At 72.8% G+C, this 16,340-nt stretch carries 12 protein-coding genes; 3 read left to right on the top strand and 9 right to left on the bottom strand.

Features of this window, described 5'->3' with window-relative positions; genetic code table 11:
* Nucleotides 1-133 precede the first annotated feature (133 nt).
* The 8 genes from ACFRCG_RS36005 to rpsD all read right to left on the bottom strand — a co-directional run bounded on the left by ACFRCG_RS36005 (nt 134) and on the right by rpsD (nt 8,623).
* Nucleotides 134-868 (bottom strand): prepilin peptidase, encoded by a 735-nt coding sequence (locus tag ACFRCG_RS36005; protein WP_380039390.1) that lies wholly within the window; start codon nt 866-868, stop codon nt 134-136.
* An 861-nt stretch (nt 869-1,729) separates the two neighbouring features.
* On the bottom strand, nt 1,730-2,575 hold the full coding sequence (locus ACFRCG_RS36000) for a shikimate dehydrogenase (RefSeq protein WP_380039388.1): 846 nt from the start codon (nt 2,573-2,575) through the stop codon (nt 1,730-1,732).
* The gene (gene mltG / locus ACFRCG_RS35995) at nt 2,572-3,732 is read right to left on the bottom strand and encodes an endolytic transglycosylase MltG (protein ID WP_380010205.1); all 1,161 of its coding nucleotides are present in this window, start codon (nt 3,730-3,732) and stop codon (nt 2,572-2,574) included. Before mltG ends, ACFRCG_RS36000 begins: the two co-directional genes overlap by 4 nt.
* Nucleotides 3,729-4,226, bottom strand: coding sequence for a Holliday junction resolvase RuvX (gene ruvX, locus ACFRCG_RS35990; RefSeq protein WP_380010208.1), 498 nt, complete (start codon nt 4,224-4,226; stop codon nt 3,729-3,731). The genes mltG and ruvX overlap by 4 nt, the downstream gene beginning before the upstream one ends.
* A 133-nt stretch (nt 4,227-4,359) precedes the next feature.
* Nucleotides 4,360-7,029: an alanine--tRNA ligase gene (alaS, locus tag ACFRCG_RS35985; RefSeq protein WP_380039386.1), complete on the bottom strand. Its 2,670-nt coding sequence runs from the start codon at nt 7,027-7,029 to the stop codon at nt 4,360-4,362.
* Nucleotides 7,029-7,388, bottom strand: coding sequence for a DUF6167 family protein (locus ACFRCG_RS35980; RefSeq protein WP_380039384.1), 360 nt, complete (start codon nt 7,386-7,388; stop codon nt 7,029-7,031). The genes alaS and ACFRCG_RS35980 overlap by 1 nt, the downstream gene beginning before the upstream one ends.
* Before the next feature lie 3 nt (nt 7,389-7,391).
* On the bottom strand, nt 7,392-7,826 hold the full coding sequence (locus ACFRCG_RS35975) for a DUF948 domain-containing protein (RefSeq protein WP_126643356.1): 435 nt from the start codon (nt 7,824-7,826) through the stop codon (nt 7,392-7,394).
* A gap of 185 nt (nt 7,827-8,011) precedes the next feature.
* Entirely contained in the window at nt 8,012-8,623 is a 612-nt protein-coding gene (rpsD, locus tag ACFRCG_RS35970; protein WP_380010218.1) for a 30S ribosomal protein S4, read from the bottom strand.
* A 223-nt stretch (nt 8,624-8,846) separates the two neighbouring features.
* Here rpsD and ACFRCG_RS35965 point away from each other — a divergent pair, with 223 nt between their 5' ends.
* From ACFRCG_RS35965 to ACFRCG_RS35955, 3 genes are all read left to right on the top strand, one after another.
* Nucleotides 8,847-9,620: a DUF2470 domain-containing protein gene (locus ACFRCG_RS35965; RefSeq protein ID WP_380039382.1), complete on the top strand. Its 774-nt coding sequence runs from the start codon at nt 8,847-8,849 to the stop codon at nt 9,618-9,620.
* A 301-nt stretch (nt 9,621-9,921) separates the two neighbouring features.
* On the top strand, nt 9,922-11,421 hold the full coding sequence (locus ACFRCG_RS35960; RefSeq protein ID WP_380039380.1) for a threonine/serine exporter ThrE family protein: 1,500 nt from the start codon (nt 9,922-9,924) through the stop codon (nt 11,419-11,421).
* 1,262 nt (nt 11,422-12,683) lie between these two features.
* Nucleotides 12,684-13,412, top strand: a complete 729-nt coding sequence (locus ACFRCG_RS35955) for an alpha/beta hydrolase (RefSeq protein ID WP_380039378.1) — start codon at nt 12,684-12,686, stop codon at nt 13,410-13,412.
* Between the two features lie 19 nt (nt 13,413-13,431).
* Here the strand turns inward: ACFRCG_RS35955 and ACFRCG_RS35950 are convergent, their stop codons facing one another.
* Complete coding sequence (locus ACFRCG_RS35950) at nt 13,432-16,008, bottom strand: ABC transporter permease (protein WP_380039376.1); 2,577 nt, start codon at nt 16,006-16,008, stop codon at nt 13,432-13,434.
* Nucleotides 16,009-16,340 lie beyond the last annotated feature (332 nt).

Raw genomic sequence — 16,340 nt, 5'->3', positions numbered from 1 at the left:
GCCCGGCACGATGCGCCGAGCACCACGGGACAGGATCCGCCCGGCGAATCTCCACCCGAATCCTTTCATGCCCGAGGCGGGCCCCCTTCCCCGCGTCCATCTTCCGGACAGCGCCGCATGGACCGGCGTCGTCTCACCAGGCGAGATGCAATCGGGACAGTTCGGCGCCGCACAACACGCCGCCGAGCGCGCCGAGCAGCAGCCAGGGGCCGAACGGCAGCCGGCTGTCCCGACGGGCGCGGCCCACGAGTATCAGCGCTCCGGCGGTCAGCCCCGCGAGCAGCACGGCCAGGAACGCGCCGGTGACCAGCACGCCCCAGCCGAGCCAGGTCAGATGTATGCCGAGCACGCCGGCGAGCTTGACGTCGCCCATGCCCAGGGCGCCGCGGAAGAGCGCGGCCAGGCACAGGTGGTAGCCGGCCAGCGTGGCGCCGCCGAGCAGGGCTCTTCGGTAGGCGGTGAAGTCGCCCAGGGCCAGCGACTCCATGCCGAGCAGGGTCAGGCCGGTGGCCAGGGTGACCAGCAGCACCGGGTCGGGCAGGCGCAGGGCGCGCACGTCGACCACGGCGAGGGTGACCCCCGCGACGGCGAGCACCAGGAACGCGAGCAGGTCGAGTCCGGGCCCCAGGCGCCAGGCGAGCAGGGCGCAGACGAGCCCGGTCAGCGCCGCGAGCGGCAACGCGCCGAACCGCCCGCTCGCGGCCGACACGGGCTCGACGGGCAGGGCCGGCGGACGACCGGGCGGGGCGATGCCACCGACCGAACCGGAGCCGGGGCTTCGGGCGAGCAGGAGATGGATGGGACGGGGCAGCCCGAGCCCGGCAACAAAACCGAGCAACGCGCACAGGAGAGTGAGTCCGAGGAACACGCCTGCGACGATACGCAGGATCGTACGCCGATCACGTTCCGTCGTCCCCAACCCCGGCCCGACGATCACACCAAACCACAACCCTGTGGACCCCGACCCCAAAACCCCACCCCAAACGACCAACCCCCACAACCACCCACGGCGGACAACCACAGACGCCGGCCGGGCGCGGGTGGCGAGCGGGCGCGGGCGGCGGCCGGCCGGCGAGCGGGCGCGGGAGGCCGACCGACGCGGGAGGCCGACCGACGCGGGCGGTGGGCGGGCAGCCGACAGGCCCAGGAGGCCGGCAGGTGCGGCCGGCCGGCGCGAGCGGCCCGACGGGCGCGGGCGGCGGCCGGGCGGCCGACAGACACAGGAAGCCGGCGAGTACGAGCGCCGGGCGGGTGCGGGCGGGCAGCCGGCGCGAGCGGCCGACAGGCGCAGGAGGCCGGCGGGCGAGCGGCGAGTGGACTGCCGGCGCGTGTGAACAGCCGGCAGGCGAAGCCGCCGGCGGGCGCAACGGCGGGTGCGGGCGCGTGTGGACAGCCGGCGGGCGAAGCGGCCGGCGGGTGCAACGGCAAGCGGCGGGTGCGGGCGGCCGGCGCGGGCGGGTAGCCGGCGAGCGCGGGCGAGCGGCGCATGCAGGCGGGTGCGGGCGCGGGCCGCCGGCGCGGGCGGGTGGGCCGCGGGCGCGGGCAAGCGGCTCATGCGAGTGCGGGTGCGGCCGGCAAGCGGCGCATGCGGGTGGGTCCGGACGCGGGCCGCCGGCGCGGGCGGGTCAGCCGCGGGCGCGGGCGAGCGGCGCATGCGAGTGCGGCCCGGCGGGCGAGTGCGGGCGCGGGTGTGGGTGTGGGGTCGGTGGATTTGGGGTCGGGGCGTTCGTCAGCTTCGGCGGGCCAGGGCCGCTTCGCCGGCTGTGCGCATCGCGGTGAGGGGGGCCGGGTGGCCCGTCATGAGTTCGACCTGGAGGACCGCCTGGTGTACGAGCAGGTCCAGGCCGCCCACCACCGTGCCGCCCGCGTGTCCCCACGCGCCCGCGAGCGCGGTGGGCCACGGGTCGTAGAGCACGTCGAAGAGCACGCCGGGACCGGCCGGCACCTCGATCGCGAGATGGTCGACCGCGCCCTTGGGCGTCGTCGCCACCACCAACGGCGCGCCCAGCGCCTCGGCGGCCTCCGTCCACGGACGCACGGTCACCGCGACGCCGAGCCGTTCGCCGGCCGCGTACATCTCGCGCTCCCGCTCCGCACCCCGCACGTACACCCGCACCGGCCCGTCGGCGACCTCCCGCAACGCGGCCAGCGCCGAGGTGGCGGTGGCCCCCGCTCCCAGCACGGCCGCCGACTCGACCCGGTCCACGCCGCGCTCGCGCAACGCCGCGACCAGGCCCGGCACATCGGTGTTCTCGCCCACCCGACGGCCGTCGGCGCCGCACACCACGGTGTTCACCGCGTCCACGTCCCGCGCGATCGCGCCGATCTCGTCGAGCAGCGGCCGGATCGCCCGCTTGAGCGGCATGGTCAGCGAGAGCCCGGCCCACGACGCGTCCATCTCGGCGACGAAGCCGGGCAGGGCCGCCTCGTCGATGTCGAACGCGTCGTAGGACCAGTGGGCCAGGCCCAGTTCGGCATACGCCGCCCGGTGCAGGACCGGGGACAACGAGTGCCGGATGGGCGAGCCGAGCACGGCGGCCCGGCGCGGGGGCGGGGGTGGGGTCGAGGGCGTCACGAGGTCGGATGTTCCTTGATCCACTTCGCCAGCTCGGCCTTGAAGTCCTGGAACTCGGAGTCCTTGTCGGTGAACTTGGTGGTGCCCGCGATCGGGTCGACGGTGACGAAGTAGAGGTACTTGCCCGCCGGCGGCGCCAGCGCCGCGTCGATCGCGGCTTTGCTCGGGCTGCCGATCGGCCCGGGCGGCAGACCCTTCTTCACCCGCGTGTTGTAGGGGTTGCTCGCGTCGTTGAGTTCCTTGTTGGTGAGCTGGATGTTGCTCTTGCCCAGGTAGTAGTTGACCGTCGAGTCCAGACCGAGCGACATGTTCTTGCCCAGCCGGTTGTAGATCACCTGGGCGACCTTGCCCTTGTCGTCGGTGGTCTTGCCCTCGGCCTCGACCAGGCTGGCGATGATGATCACGTCGTACGGCTTCTTGCCCATCGCCTGCGCCTTCGCGGCCAGACCGTCCTTGTCGTACTCCTTCACCGCCCGAGCCACCATGTCCTTGAGCACCACCAGCGGGTCCATCCCGGGCGCGGCGATGTAGGAGGCGGGGAACAGGAAGCCCTCGATGTTGCCGCCGGCGTAGTCCGGCAGTCCGAGCGAGGGATCCTTCGCGGCGGCCTCGACCTTCTCCTTCGGCACCTTGAGCGTCTTCGCCAGGGACTCGAAGACCTGTGCGGAGCGCATGCCGGGCCGCAGGATGAAGTCCTGCTTGTTCTTCGGGTTCACCAGGATCTCGAAGGCCGACTTCGCGGACATGTGCTTGGCCATCGTGTACGCGCCGGGCTGGATCTTGGACGCGCGCTGGTCCTTGTCCTCCCGGGCGACCTTGGTGAACGCCTCGACGCTCTTGGTGACCCCGACCCGCTTGAGTTCGTTGGCCATCTGCGGAGTGGCCCACCCCGGCTTGATCTCGACCACGAGCGAACCGGAACCGTTGCCGCTGTAGTCCGGCGGCGGGCCGAAACGGTCCTTCAGGAAACCGTAGGCCCAATAACCGCCGCCGCCGAGGATGGCGAGCACGACCACCAGGGCCAAGGAGACCGCACAACCGCTGCGGTTCTTCTTCTTGCGGCCCCGACCGCCGCGCCGCCCGCCGCGCGAACCGTCGTCCTTGCCCCGTCGCCGACTGCGCGGCTCCGACTCCATGCGCAGTCCGAGATCGCTCATGCCGTGGGCCTTTCAGAGTCGGAGACGGACCCGGCCGGAGCGGGAGGCACGGCCTGGCCCGGAGGACGTCCGGAACCTCGCTCGGTGTCGAGCGCGTTTTGCAGGATCACGATCGCGGCCGCCTGGTCGACGACCCCGCGGGCCTTCTTCGCCTTGACGCCGGAGGCCTGGAGCCCTCGGGTCGCGGTGACGGTGGTCAGTCGTTCGTCGACCATGCGCACCTCGATCGCCGGGTCGAGCCCGGCCACGAGTCGGCCGGCGAACAGCCGTGCCTTGGCCGCGGCCGCGCCCTCCTTGCCGGAGAGCGAACGCGGCAGCCCGACCACGACCTCGATCGCCTCGTACTCGGCGACGATCTCCAGGACTCGGGCCACGTCGCGCCGCCCGGCGGGCACGGTCTCCACCGGTGTGGCGATCAGTCCGTGCGGGTCGCTGGCCGCGACGCCGATGCGAACGTCTCCCACGTCGACCGCAATTCGTACTCCGCGTCTCAAGGTCGGCTCTCCGTCACAGACTCTGCGTCACTGACTATTCGGGCATGACGCCCCGGCACACAAGTCCCCCGGGGGTGCGGGAGTCCGGTTCCAGACTTCCACACCCACCGGGGGAACGAGGGTAGGGGACGACTCAGGAAGTACGTTCGGCGACTGTCCGGGTGACCGCGGCCAGCGCGTCGGCCACCTTCGTCGGGTCCGAACCGCCGCCCTGGGCCACGTCGTCCTTGCCGCCGCCACCTCCGCCGAGGGTCTGCGCCGCGACACGAACCAGCTCGCCGGCCTTGACGCCGCGCTCGCGCGCGCCGTCGTTGGCGGCGACCACGACCATCGGCTTGCCGTTCACGACCGACACGACCGCGACCGCGGCCGGGCGGGTCGCGAGCCGGCCGCGTACGTCCAGCGCCAGCTTGCGCAGGTCGTCGGGCGTGGTGCCGTCGGGCAGCCGGCCGACGGCCAGCGCCACGCCGTGCACGTCCTGCGCGCCGTCGACCAGACCGGCGGCGGCCTGGAGCACCTGGGCACCGCGCAGCGCGGCGATCTCCTTCTCCGCGTCGCGCAGCTTGGCCATGATCGAGGCGACCCGCTCGGGCAGCTCCTCCGGCCGGCCCTTCACCACGTCGGTGAGCTGGTTGACGATGGTGTGCTCGCGCGCCAGGAACTTGTACGCGTCGGCGCCCACCAGCGCCTCGACCCGACGCACACCGGCACCGATCGAGGACTCGCCGAGCAGCTTGACCAGGCCCAGCTGCGCGGTGTTGTGCACGTGCGTGCCGCCGCACAGCTCCTTGGAGTAGTCCCCCATGGTGACCACGCGGACCCGGTCGCCGTACTTCTCGCCGAACATCATCACGGCGCCCTGCTTCTTCGCCTCGTCCATCGACATCACCTCGGCGGTGACGTCGAGGTTGCGCGCGAGCACCTCGTTGATCTTCTGTTCGACGTCGGTGAGCACGCTGCCCGGTACCGCGCCCGGCGCGCCGAAGTCGAAGCGGAAGCGGCCCGGCGCGTTCTCCGAGCCGGCCTGCGCCGCGGTGGGGCCGAGCGCGTCGCGCAGCGCCTGGTGGGTCAGGTGCGTGGCGCTGTGCGCGCGGGCGATGGCGTTGCGCCGGTCGGTATCGATCTGCGCCAGCGCCTTGGCGCCGACCACGACCTCGCCGACCTGGACCCGGCCGCGGTGCACGGTGACACCGGCGACGGGGGTCTGTACGTCGCGAACCTCGACCACGGCGCCGGTCTCGAGCCGGATGCGGCCGGTGTCGGCGAGCTGGCCGCCGCCCTCGGCGTAGAAGGGCGTGTGGTCGAGCACGACCTCGACCTCGTCGCCCTCCTGCGCGGCGGGCGCGGGCGCGCCGTCGACGAGCAGGCCGACCACGGTCACCTCGTTGGCGGTGTCCAGGTAGCCGGTGAACACGGTGCCGCCGGCCGAGTCCGCGACCTCGCGGTACACGGACAGGTCGGCCAGGCCCTGCTTGCGCGCCTGCGCGTCCTTCTTGGCCCGCTGCCGCTGCTCGTCCATCAGCCGGCGGAAGCCGTCCTCGTCGACCGCCAGGCCCTGTTCGGCGGCGATCTCCAGGGTCAGGTCGATCGGGAAGCCCTCGGTGTCGTGCAGCAGGAACGCCACCTCGCCGGGGAGCACACGCGAGCCCGCGCTCTTCGCCTTGACGATCGACTCGTCGAGCAGCGCGGTGCCCTCCTGGAGCCGGGCCAAAAAGCGCTTCTCCTCGGCCACCGAGACCGCGTCGATGCGCTCGGCGTCCTCGACCAGGTTCGGGTACTGCGGACCCATCGCCTTGATCGTGGTCTCGACCAGGTCGTGCAGCGTCGCGCCCTCGGCGCCCATCAGCCGCATGTTGCGGATCGTCCGGCGCATCATCCGGCGCAGCACGTAGCCGCGGCCCTCGTTGCCCGGCACCACGCCGTCGCCGATCAACATCACGGCGGTGCGCACGTGGTCGGCCACCACGCGCAGCGACACGTCGGTGGTGTGGTCCTGCCCGTAGACCTTGCCGGTGAGTTCGGCGGCGCGGTCCAGGATCATCCGCGAGGTGTCGATCTCGTACAGGTTGTCGACGCCCTGGAGGATGCACGCCAGACGCTCCAGGCCGAGCCCGGTGTCGATGTTCTTGGCGGGCAGGTCGCCCAGGATCGGATAGTCGTCCTTGCCGGTCCCGGCGCCGCGCTCGAACTGCATGAAGACCAGGTTCCAGATCTCCAGGTAGCGCTCGCCGTTGACCGCCGGGCCGCCCTCCTCGCCGTACGCGGGGCCGCGGTCGTAGTTGATCTCCGAGCACGGGCCGCACGGGCCGGGCACGCCCATCGACCAGAAGTTCTCCGACTTGCCCAGGCGTTGGATGCGCTCGGGGGGCACGCCGATGACGTCACGCCAGATGCGTTCGGCCTCGTCGTCGTCGAGGTAGACGGTGATCCACAACTTCTCCGGGTCGAGCCCGTAGCCGCCGTCGGCGACCGAGTTGGTCAGCAACTCCCAGGCGAGCGCGATCGCGCCCTCCTTGAAGTAGTCGCCGAACGAGAAGTTGCCGCACATCTGGAAGAACGAGCCGTGCCGGGTGGTCTTGCCGACCTCCTCGATGTCCAGCGTGCGCACACACTTCTGCACGCTGGTGGCCCGCTTGAAGCTCGGCTTGACCTCGCCCAGGAAGTAGGGCTTGAACGGCACCATGCCGGCGTTCACCAGGAGCAGCGTGGGGTCGTCCGCGACCAGCGACGCCGACGGGACGACGGTGTGTCCGCGTTGTTCGAAAAAGCGCAGCCAGCGCTTGCGGATCTCTGCCGACTCCATCAGGTGCCGTCCCTTCGGTCGTACCGTGCCTTGCCTTCGTACAACTCGCGCGGGTCGTAGTGCTCCCGCCCGTCGTGCCGGTGCTCGTGCGGCTCGCGCGCGCCCGGCAGTATCCGCCGGGTCGGGGCGGGCGGCAGGGCCGCGGCGGCGACGTCAGCGCCGATCGCCCGGTACAACTCCTGCTCGCGCTCCGCCATGCCCGCGCGGACCTCGTCCGCGAAGTACTTGATCGCCTCGCCGATGCCCGTGACATTGTCGGCGACGCCCTCGGGCGTGTACTTGTACGCCTTGTCCTTGACCTTGCGCGCGGCCCAGACGCCGGCGCCGGCGCCGACCGCGATCCAGAACAGTCTCGCCATCGGTCAGCCCCTCCCGCGCATGCTGCGCTGTCGCGCGACCTTCTGCGCCTTGGCCGCGGTACGCACCCGGCGGCTGAGCTCGGCGCGCTGCTGCGCGGACAGCGCGCGGCGCACACCGTAGCTGAACGCGGCGGTCTTCACGAGTGGCCCGCCGAGCGTGGCGGCGACCGTGGAGGACAGCGCGGTGGCGTTCGTGGTCATGGTCTGCACGTTGCCCGCGATCTGGTCGACGCGGCCCATCTGGGCGTTGGTCGCCCGGACCGTCTCGGTGACCTCGTCGAGCAGCGGGACCGCCCGGTCCGCCACCCCTGCGACCAGGGTCGTGGCCTCCTTGAGCACCTTCGCCAGCTTCACCAGAGCCACCGCGAGAAAGGCGACCAGGATCGCCCAGAAAACGGCGATGATCATCAGCGCGACTTCGCCACCCGACACCGTCATGCGCTCCTTGATGAGTGGGATCAGTCGAGGCGGCGGATACGCGTCGCCCACCTCGGAAAACCCGACCCTACCGCGACCGCGCGGGTCCCCTCGTCCGAGGAAACCCGCGCGGTGGGCGTGGCGTGTGTCGCGACCCGGTGTCGTGTGTGGATCGACCTTCGGTGTCGGTTTGTCGATGTCGTCGATCAGCGGGAGTAGTACTCCACGACCAACTGCTCGTCGCAGATCACCGGGACCTCGCGGCGCTGCGGAAGGCGGTCGAGGCGGGCCATCAGCTTGTCGAGGCGGGCCTCGATGTAGCGCGGGGTCTCGGCGGCGGCGAAACCGCCGGCCTGGACCACCTGGAACAGCGGCTTGGCGCGGCTGCGCTCGCGCACGGCGACCACGTCGTCGGGCTTGAGGCGGTAGGAGGGCTTGTCCACCTTGCCGCCGTTGACCTCGATGTGGCCGTGGGTGACCATCTGCCGCGCCTGATAGACGGTGCGCGCGAAGCCGGCCCGGAGCACGAAGGCGTCGAGGCGGCGCTCGAGGTCGACCACCAACTCGTCGCCGGTCTTGCCGGCGTGCTTGTTGGCGCGGTCGAACGCGGCCCGCATCTGGACCTCGGAGATGTCGTACTGGAAGCGCAGGCGCTGCTTCTCCATCAGCCGGGTCTTGTAGTCGGAGGTCTGCTTGCGACCGCGGCCGTGCTCGCCCGGCGGGTAGGGCCGGTTCTCCAGGTACTTGGCGGCCTTGGGGGTGAGCGCCACTCCGAGCGCGCGGCTGCGGCGGATCTTGGGGCGCGTCTGGTTGGTCAAGGTCGGGTCCTCCGTGCGGGGCCGTTCGGGTGGTCGGGGCGATGCGGGTGTGGCCGGTCCGGTCGTGGGTCGAGGCGCCGGGCCGGGGCGGTGGGCGCCGGTCGGGCCGTCTTGCCAAGATCGGGTTACTTAGGTAAGCCTAACCTTAACGAAGACGCGGCCGGTAGCCCACTCGGGGGTCGCAAACGAGCGCCGTACCTGAGCGCCACACCTGGAGGACGCCATGTCTGTTCCCACCGAGGCCAACGCCGGGCGCACCGATGTCTCTTCCCGGCGGCCGCGCACCGCGGAGCGGGCCCGCACCCTGGCCGCCCACGCCGGGTCGGCCACCCTGGACCTGCCCGGCGACCGGGAGGAGCATGTGATCCCCGCCGCACGGGCCGTCGAGGCCGACGGCTCGCTGCTGCTGCTCGTCCCGAGCGAGACCGCCGCGGTGGTGCTGACGTCCCGGGACGACGTGGCCGCCGTACTGCACCTGGTCGACGTCGCGCCGGTGGCCGTGCCGCACCGGGTCCGGGCGCACTGCTGGATCGCGGGCTGGCTGAGCATCCCCACCGGCCCCGACGCCGAGCGCGCCGCCGCGCTGTTGGCCGAGGCGGCTCCCGACCCCACCGCGTCCGAGCGCGCCGGGACGGTCGTGCGGCTGGAGGTCGGCGAGGTGCTGGTCGACGACCTGTGGGGCACCGGACACGTCGAACCCGACGACTACGCCGACGCCGCGCCCGACCCGCTGGCCGGGCACGAGGCCGAACTGCTCCAGCACCTGGCCGCGGCGCACGGCGACGACCTGTGCCGGCTGGCGATCGTGGCGGGCGCGCCGGCCTGCGCGGACCGGGTGGCGCCGGTGTCGCTGGACCGACACGGCATCCGGCTGCGCACCGGCGGCCCGGACCGCACCTGTGACGTGCGCTTCGAATTCGAGCACCCGGTGGCCGACCCGACCGAGCTGGGCGGCGCGCTGCGCCGGCTGCTGCACGGGGTGCACGGGGAGAGCTGAGGCGTTGGCCGGCCGCTTCGAGGGCCGGTCGTCCGGCTCGCGTCTCGCGCGAGGTCTTCCGGCTCGGGCTTCGTCCGCCTATCCCGTCGGCCCGTGGCCTCGCATGATGCGGCGCCCGCCGGGCAGTCTCCTCCTCCGTGGTCGGCCGTGCCGGGCCCGGGCCCGGGCCGGGAACCGGCTAACGTTTCCGGTCGCGGCACCGGGTGGCGATCCACCCGGACGGATCGCCACGGCGGACCGGTCGACGGTGCCGCCGGCGCGAGCCGGATCGCGGCGGGAACGGCGGAAGGGACGACACGGGGTGTCGGAGCAGCACTCGCGACACGAACCGGAGGGATCGGCGGACGAGGTCGGCCGCGCCCATCCGGGCCCTCGCGCGCCCTGGGAGCCGGAGCGGCCGGCGACACCGCGATCCGGCGCCAGCCCGTGGCAGGACCGGCTGCGCACCCAGCTGCGGTTCAGCGGGCACACCGCGAGCATCCCGATCGTGCCCGCCCCGGAGAAGCCCGAGGCCGGCCCCTCGGTCCCGCGCGTACTCGATCTCGCGCTGCGCACCGGCGAGTTGCTGCTGGCCAGCGGCGAGGGCGGGGAGGACGTCGAGGCGGCGATGCTCGGCATCACCGACGCGTACGGCCTGGAACGCTGCCAGCCCAATGTGACCTTCGTCGCGATCACCCTGTCCTATCAGCCCTCGCTGGTCGAACCGCCGGTCACGGGCGAGCGCGTGGTGCGCCGCCGCGCCGTCGACTACACCCGGCTCGACGAGGCACACCAACTGGTCGAGGCGATCACCCGATCCGAGTTGACCCTGGAGGAGGCGTACCACCGCCTCGCCGACATCCGCCGCAACCGACACCCCTACCCGCGCCCGCTGTTGCTGGTGTCCGCGGGGCTGATCGCGGCCTTCGCGAGCGTGATGGTCGGCGGTGGACCGATCGTGGCCGTCGCGGCCTGCGTCGCGGCGCTGATCGGCGAGCGGTTGGCGCAGCTGCTCGCCGAGCGCGGCGTCCCGGAGTTCTACCAGTTCGTGCTCGCCTCGATGCCGGCCGCCGCGATCACGGTGGTGATGATCAAGCTCGGCGCGGGGATCAACCCGTACGCCGTGGTCACCGGCGGGCTGTTCGCGCTGCTGCCGGGGCGCGCCCTGGTCGCCGCCGTACAGGACGGGCTGACCGGCTTCTACATCACCGCCGCGGCCCGGTTGCTGGAGGTCTTCTACCTGATCGTCGGCATCATCGTGGGCATCTCGATCGTGCTGTACATCGGCGACCAGGTGGGCGTGAAGTTCACCGTCGAGGGGACGTTCAACCTCAACGACAACCCCCGCGTCGTGCAACTCCTCGCGGCGGGCGGGGTGTCGCTGACGTTCGCGGTGCTGGTCCAGGTGCGTCGGGTGCTGCTGCCGATGGCGGCGGCGGGCGGAGCGGTCGGCTGGGCGGTGTTCCAGGTGCTGCGCGAGGCCGGCGCCGCGCCGGTCCTGGCCACGGCGGTGGCCACCGGGCTGCTCGGGCTGCTCGGGCAGTTGCTCGCCCGGTGGCACGGCACGTCGGCGCTGCCGTACGTGATCCCGGCGATCGGCCCGATGTTGCCGGGCAGCGCGATGTATCAGGGCATGCTCGGCCTGGCCCTCGGCCACACGGACAGCGGCTGGCGCAGCCTGGTGAACGCGGCGTCCCTGGCCCTGGCGCTCGCGGCGGGCGTCAACGTCGGCTCCGAGGCGGCCCGCTTCGTCCTGCCTTCCCCGCCGCCGCGCACGGGCCGCGAAATGCGACCGGCATCGAAGCGCACCCGGGGCTTCTGAACGACGGAGGCGGCGGGGGTGCGGGCGCGCGGGCGGCCGGTGTACGGACGACCGGCTCGGCGACATCCAGCGGTGCTCGCGGGGGCCGGGCGGCCGGGACCGCAGTCACCGGTGCCACAACGTGAACTCCGGCAACACAAAGGCACCCCCTATGGCGCCCGCCAGGCATCTCGACGACGGCGGGGAGCGTGCAGACCGCTTCGGCGACGGTGGGCGTCGGCCAAGGCGCAGCTGCGGCGAGGTGGTCGGGCCAGGATCACGGGCGAGCGATCACGGCGCAGTCCACGCGGTCGCGGGCACAGAGGGGTGCGGCACGGTCGCAGGCGCAGGCGGTGCCCCGATCGCGGTCGCAAGCGCGGGGGCACAGTCGCAGGCGCTACCCCGATCGCAGTCGCAAGCGCCGAGCGCACGGTCGCAGACGCAGACCCGATCGCGGTCGCAAGCGCAGGGGCACAGTCACAGGCGCTGCCCCGATCGCAGTCGCAAGCGCAGGGGCACGATCGGAGGCGCTGACCCGATCGCGGTCGCAAGCGCCGAGCGCACGGTCGCAGACGCAGACCCGATCGCAGTCGCAAGCGCGGGGGCACAGTCGCAGGCGCTACCCCGATCGCAGTCGCAAGCGCCGAGCGCACGGTCGCAGACGCAGACCCGGCCGCAGTCGCAAGCGCGGGGGCACAGTCGCAGGCGCTGCCCCGATCGCGGTCGCAAGCGCCGAGCGCACGGTCGCAGACGCAGACCCGGCCGCAGTCGCAAGCGCGGGGGCACAGTCGCAGGCGCAGGCGCAGGCGGACATCAAGGCGCTCGCGGACGCGCACGGTCGCGGGTGCATGCGCAGGCGTCGACGCGGTCGCGAGCGTGGGCGGTCGAGGGCGTGGTGCGCGTGATTGCACTCGCGGGCCGGGCTCGGGGGAACAGGGGTGTGCTCCTGGCGAGCGGGGGCCGAGGCGGGTGCAAGTCGTGTACCCGTGCGTGGACGTTGGCGGGGCGTGGATGTTGGTGCGGGCACAGACGTGAGCGTCGGTGTGAGCATGCCCATCGGCGCGGACCTGGACGTGATCGCGTGCCAGGCGTCCGCGTCCACGTTGGGGCCCGTGACCGTGTCCGCGTGGGCGTGGGCGTTGGCGCTCGTGTCCGCCTCCTCGTCGTGGGAACGACCCGGGTGGTGGGGGCGTTCGGGTTTTGGGGCTGTGGTCGTGGAGGCCCCGCTTCGACGCGAGTGGGCCTGGCTGCCGGGGCCACGCCGACAGCATGGAGGGCTCCGCATGCCGGACGCGCACGCATCCACCGGGCCGTTCGCCGCGCTGCGCAGGTGGTCGCCGCCGCGTGACACGCCGGTGCGCGCGGTCGTCCTGGTCCTGCCCGGTGGCCGGGCGCACGGTCGGCAACCCGCCTCCACCCGCAACCTGGCCTATCGACGCATGGTGCCGATAGCCCGCGCCGTACACCGCGCGACCCACGCGGCGGGCGCCGAGACCTGGCTGCTGCGCTACCGGGTGCGCGGCTGGAACGAGCCCGATCGCGACCCGGTCCAGGACGCGTGGTGGGCCCTCGACGGCATCCGTACCCGATACCCCGACGCCGAGGTCACCCTCGTCGGCCACTCGATGGGCGGCCGCACCGCGTTGCGGGTGGCCGGCCACGACAGCGTGCGTACGATCTGCGCGCTGGCGCCCTGGATCGAGGACGACGAACCGTACGCACAACTCGCCGGCCGGGACCTGGTCGTCGTACACGGCACGGCCGACCACACCACGAGCCCGAAGGCCTCGCACCGCTACGCGCTGGCCGCGCGCGAGGTCTCCGACCGCGTCTGCCGATTCGAACTCCCCGACGGCCACGCGATGATGCGCCGCGCACCGGCCTGGACCGAACTGGTCCGGCGCACCGTGGTGGGCGCGGTCACCGGCCGCCTGGACCCCGAGATCGCCCGTGCCATGCGAACACCGGCCCCGGACGGCCTCCGCGCCCCCGCGATCGGCGCGAGCAGCTAGGACGTGGCCTCAAGCCCCGTCATTCGGCGCCGATCGCGGTCAGGATGTCGGTGCGGGCGGCGGTGCGGGCCGGCCAGGCCGCCGCGACGACGCCCACGACGACCCCCAGGGCGAGGAATCCGGCGACGCCGGCCCAGGGCACGACCAGGACCAGATTCGGCAACTTGTCGCGCAGCGTGCCCAGGATTCCCCAGGCCAGGAACGCCCCGACCAGCAACCCGAGCACCGCACCGAACACCGAGATGACCGTCGACTCGACCCGGACCATCGTGCGCACCCGTGAGCGGTCCAGCCCGATCGCGCGCAACATGCCGATCTCCCGGCGGCGTTCGAACACCGACATGGCCAAGGTGTTGATCACGCCGAGCACCGCGATCAGCACCGCCATGGCCAGCAGCCCGTACATGATGTTGAGCAGCAGGTCGACCGTGCGACTGAAGGACTTCCGGATGGCCGCGCGATCCTCCACCTGCACGAGCGGGTTGTCGCCGATCGCGCGCTCGATCGCCCGCGTGGTCGCGGCGCTGCCGCCGCCCTCGACGCGCACCATGATCGAACGGATGTCGCGGTCGACCGTGTGCCGCTCCAGCAGCGCGGCCGGCACCGTCACCTTGGTCAACTGTTCGAGGTCGCCCTGGATGCCGCCGACCTTGACGGTGCCGCGGGCGCCGTCGGGGTAGCCGATCGGGATCACCGAGCCGACGCCCCATCCCCGCCGCTTGGCGGTGTCCGCGCTGATCAGGATCTCGCCGCGGCGCAGCGCGTCGGCGGCGGCGGTACGGCTGCCGGCCTCGGGCGCGGCGAGGCCGTCGAAGTCGATCAGGTGCTCGATGCCCTTGGGGTCCACGCCGATCACCGCCGCCTCGTGGCCGTCCAGCAGGACCGAGTCCCGGATCAGCGGCGAGATCGCGGTGATCCCGGGCACGCGGGCGACGACGGCGGGCACGCCCGCGTCGAGCGAGGCACCGTTGACCGTGCCGATCCGATAGTCCGCGGCGATCTCGGCGATCGCCCGTTCCTCGACGGCCTGCCGGATCGACGCGCCCAGCATGGTCAGGCCGGCGATCAGGGACAGGCCGATGGTCAGCGCGGACGCGGTGGCGGCGGTACGTCGGGGATTGCGTACCGCGTTGCGCCGGGCCAGCCGACCGGCCACGCCGAACACACGATCCAGCAGCGGCGTACCCACGGCGATGGCGGGTCGGGCCAGCGACGGGGTGAGCATGAGAACGCCGATCAACAGCAGGAACGCACCGAGCGCGACCGGGACCCGGCCGCTGTCGCCGGCCGCCGAACGCCCGTACACGGTGAGCGCCGCACCGACCGCCGTCACCAGCGCCCCCACCGCACCGCGGCCACGCGATCCGCCGCGGCCCGCCGGTCGCTCCACCACGTTCAGCGCGGCGACCGGGGGGATCCGGGACGCCCGCCGAGCGGGCAGCCACGCGGCGAGGAGGGTGACCGCGCCGCCCACGAGCAACGCGACCGCGATCGTACGGCCCTCCACGATCAGTGGGCCGGCGGGCAGGTGTGCGCCGAATCGTTCCAGCAGCGCCCGAAGCGCACCGGCCAGCGCGATGCCGGTGGCGAAGCCGAGCAGGGAGGCGATCACGGCGACGGCCGCAGCCTCGAAAAGCACGATCCGGGTGACCTGTCCGCTGCGGGCGCCGACCGCGCGCAACAGGGCCAGTTCGCGGGTGCGTTGGGCGACCAGCATGGTGAAGGTGTTGGCGATGATGAAGGTCGCGACGAACAGCGCGATGCCGGCGAACGCAAGCAGCGCGATCGTCATCTGCCGGGTGCCGGCCTCGATCATGTCCACCTGCTCGCGGGCGAGCGTACGTCCGGAGGCGACCCGCAGATTGTCCGCGTCCGGCACCACGCGCAGGGCCGCGGCGCGCAACGCCGCCTCGCTCGTACCGGGAACCGGGACCAGGTCGATCTCGGCGTAGCGCCCCGGCTCCAGCAGCAGCCGCTGTGCGGTCGCGGTCTCGAACAGCACGAGCGAACCACCCGAGGACACGCGCGGATCGTCGGTCGCGAACACCCCGGTCAGCCGGGCCGCGATCATCGGCCCGCCGAACGCGACGCGCACGGTGTCGCCGACCCGGAAACCGCCCTTGTCCGCGGTCCGCACGTCGAGCGCGATCTCGGCGGCGGCGGCCGGTCCGCGCCCGGACCGCATCGGAAAGCGGGGATCGGTGCCGTCGCCGACCGGCGCGAAGTTCGTCCCGATCGTCGTCCACCCCGACCCGAGCAGGTCACCGTCCCGGTCCACCACGCCGGTGAACCCCTCCAGCACACCACGCGCCCGGGCGACACCGGGCAGCGCGCGCAGCCGGGCGAGGGTGTCGTCGGTGAGCGTGGGTTCGGGCCGACCGTGCGCGCGCGAGCCGGTGCGGTCGACGTTGTCGTCCAGGACGGCGACGGACACGTCCGCGAAGCTCTTGGAGGCGGTGTTCTTGAACGCCCGCCCCAGGGTGTCCGACAGAACGAGCGTGCCCACGACGAACGCCACACCGAGCAACACCGCGACGGCGGTCATCGCCAATCTGGTCCGGTGTGCGACGACATTGCGCAGCGCGAAACGAAACACGGGCAACTCCAGGAGGACCGAGCACGAACAGCGGGATCCCGCTCATCCTCACCCGCCCCCACCAGCGCGGACGTCCCCCACCGGTAGCCCTTCGCACCCCCCGGTCCATCCGCCTGAAGCCCGACCTCACCCCCATGAGACGGACCCGCCCACCCCCCGGACACACGCCCCAACGCACGTCCCGACACCTGGACGGAGCCACCGAAGCGGCACGCGAGGCGAGACGGCACGGCGCGCGGTCGCGCAGGCGCCAAGAGGGCCGCCGCACGCAACGGTTCGCCGCACACCGCCGTGCGGATGCGGGTGCGTCCTCCCGCCGCGCGGAGGGGGCA

The organism is Embleya sp. NPDC056575, assembly GCF_042793325.1.
GTDB lineage: Bacteria > Actinomycetota > Actinomycetes > Streptomycetales > Streptomycetaceae > Embleya.
This window is presented reverse-complemented; position numbering and strand designations above follow the sequence as displayed.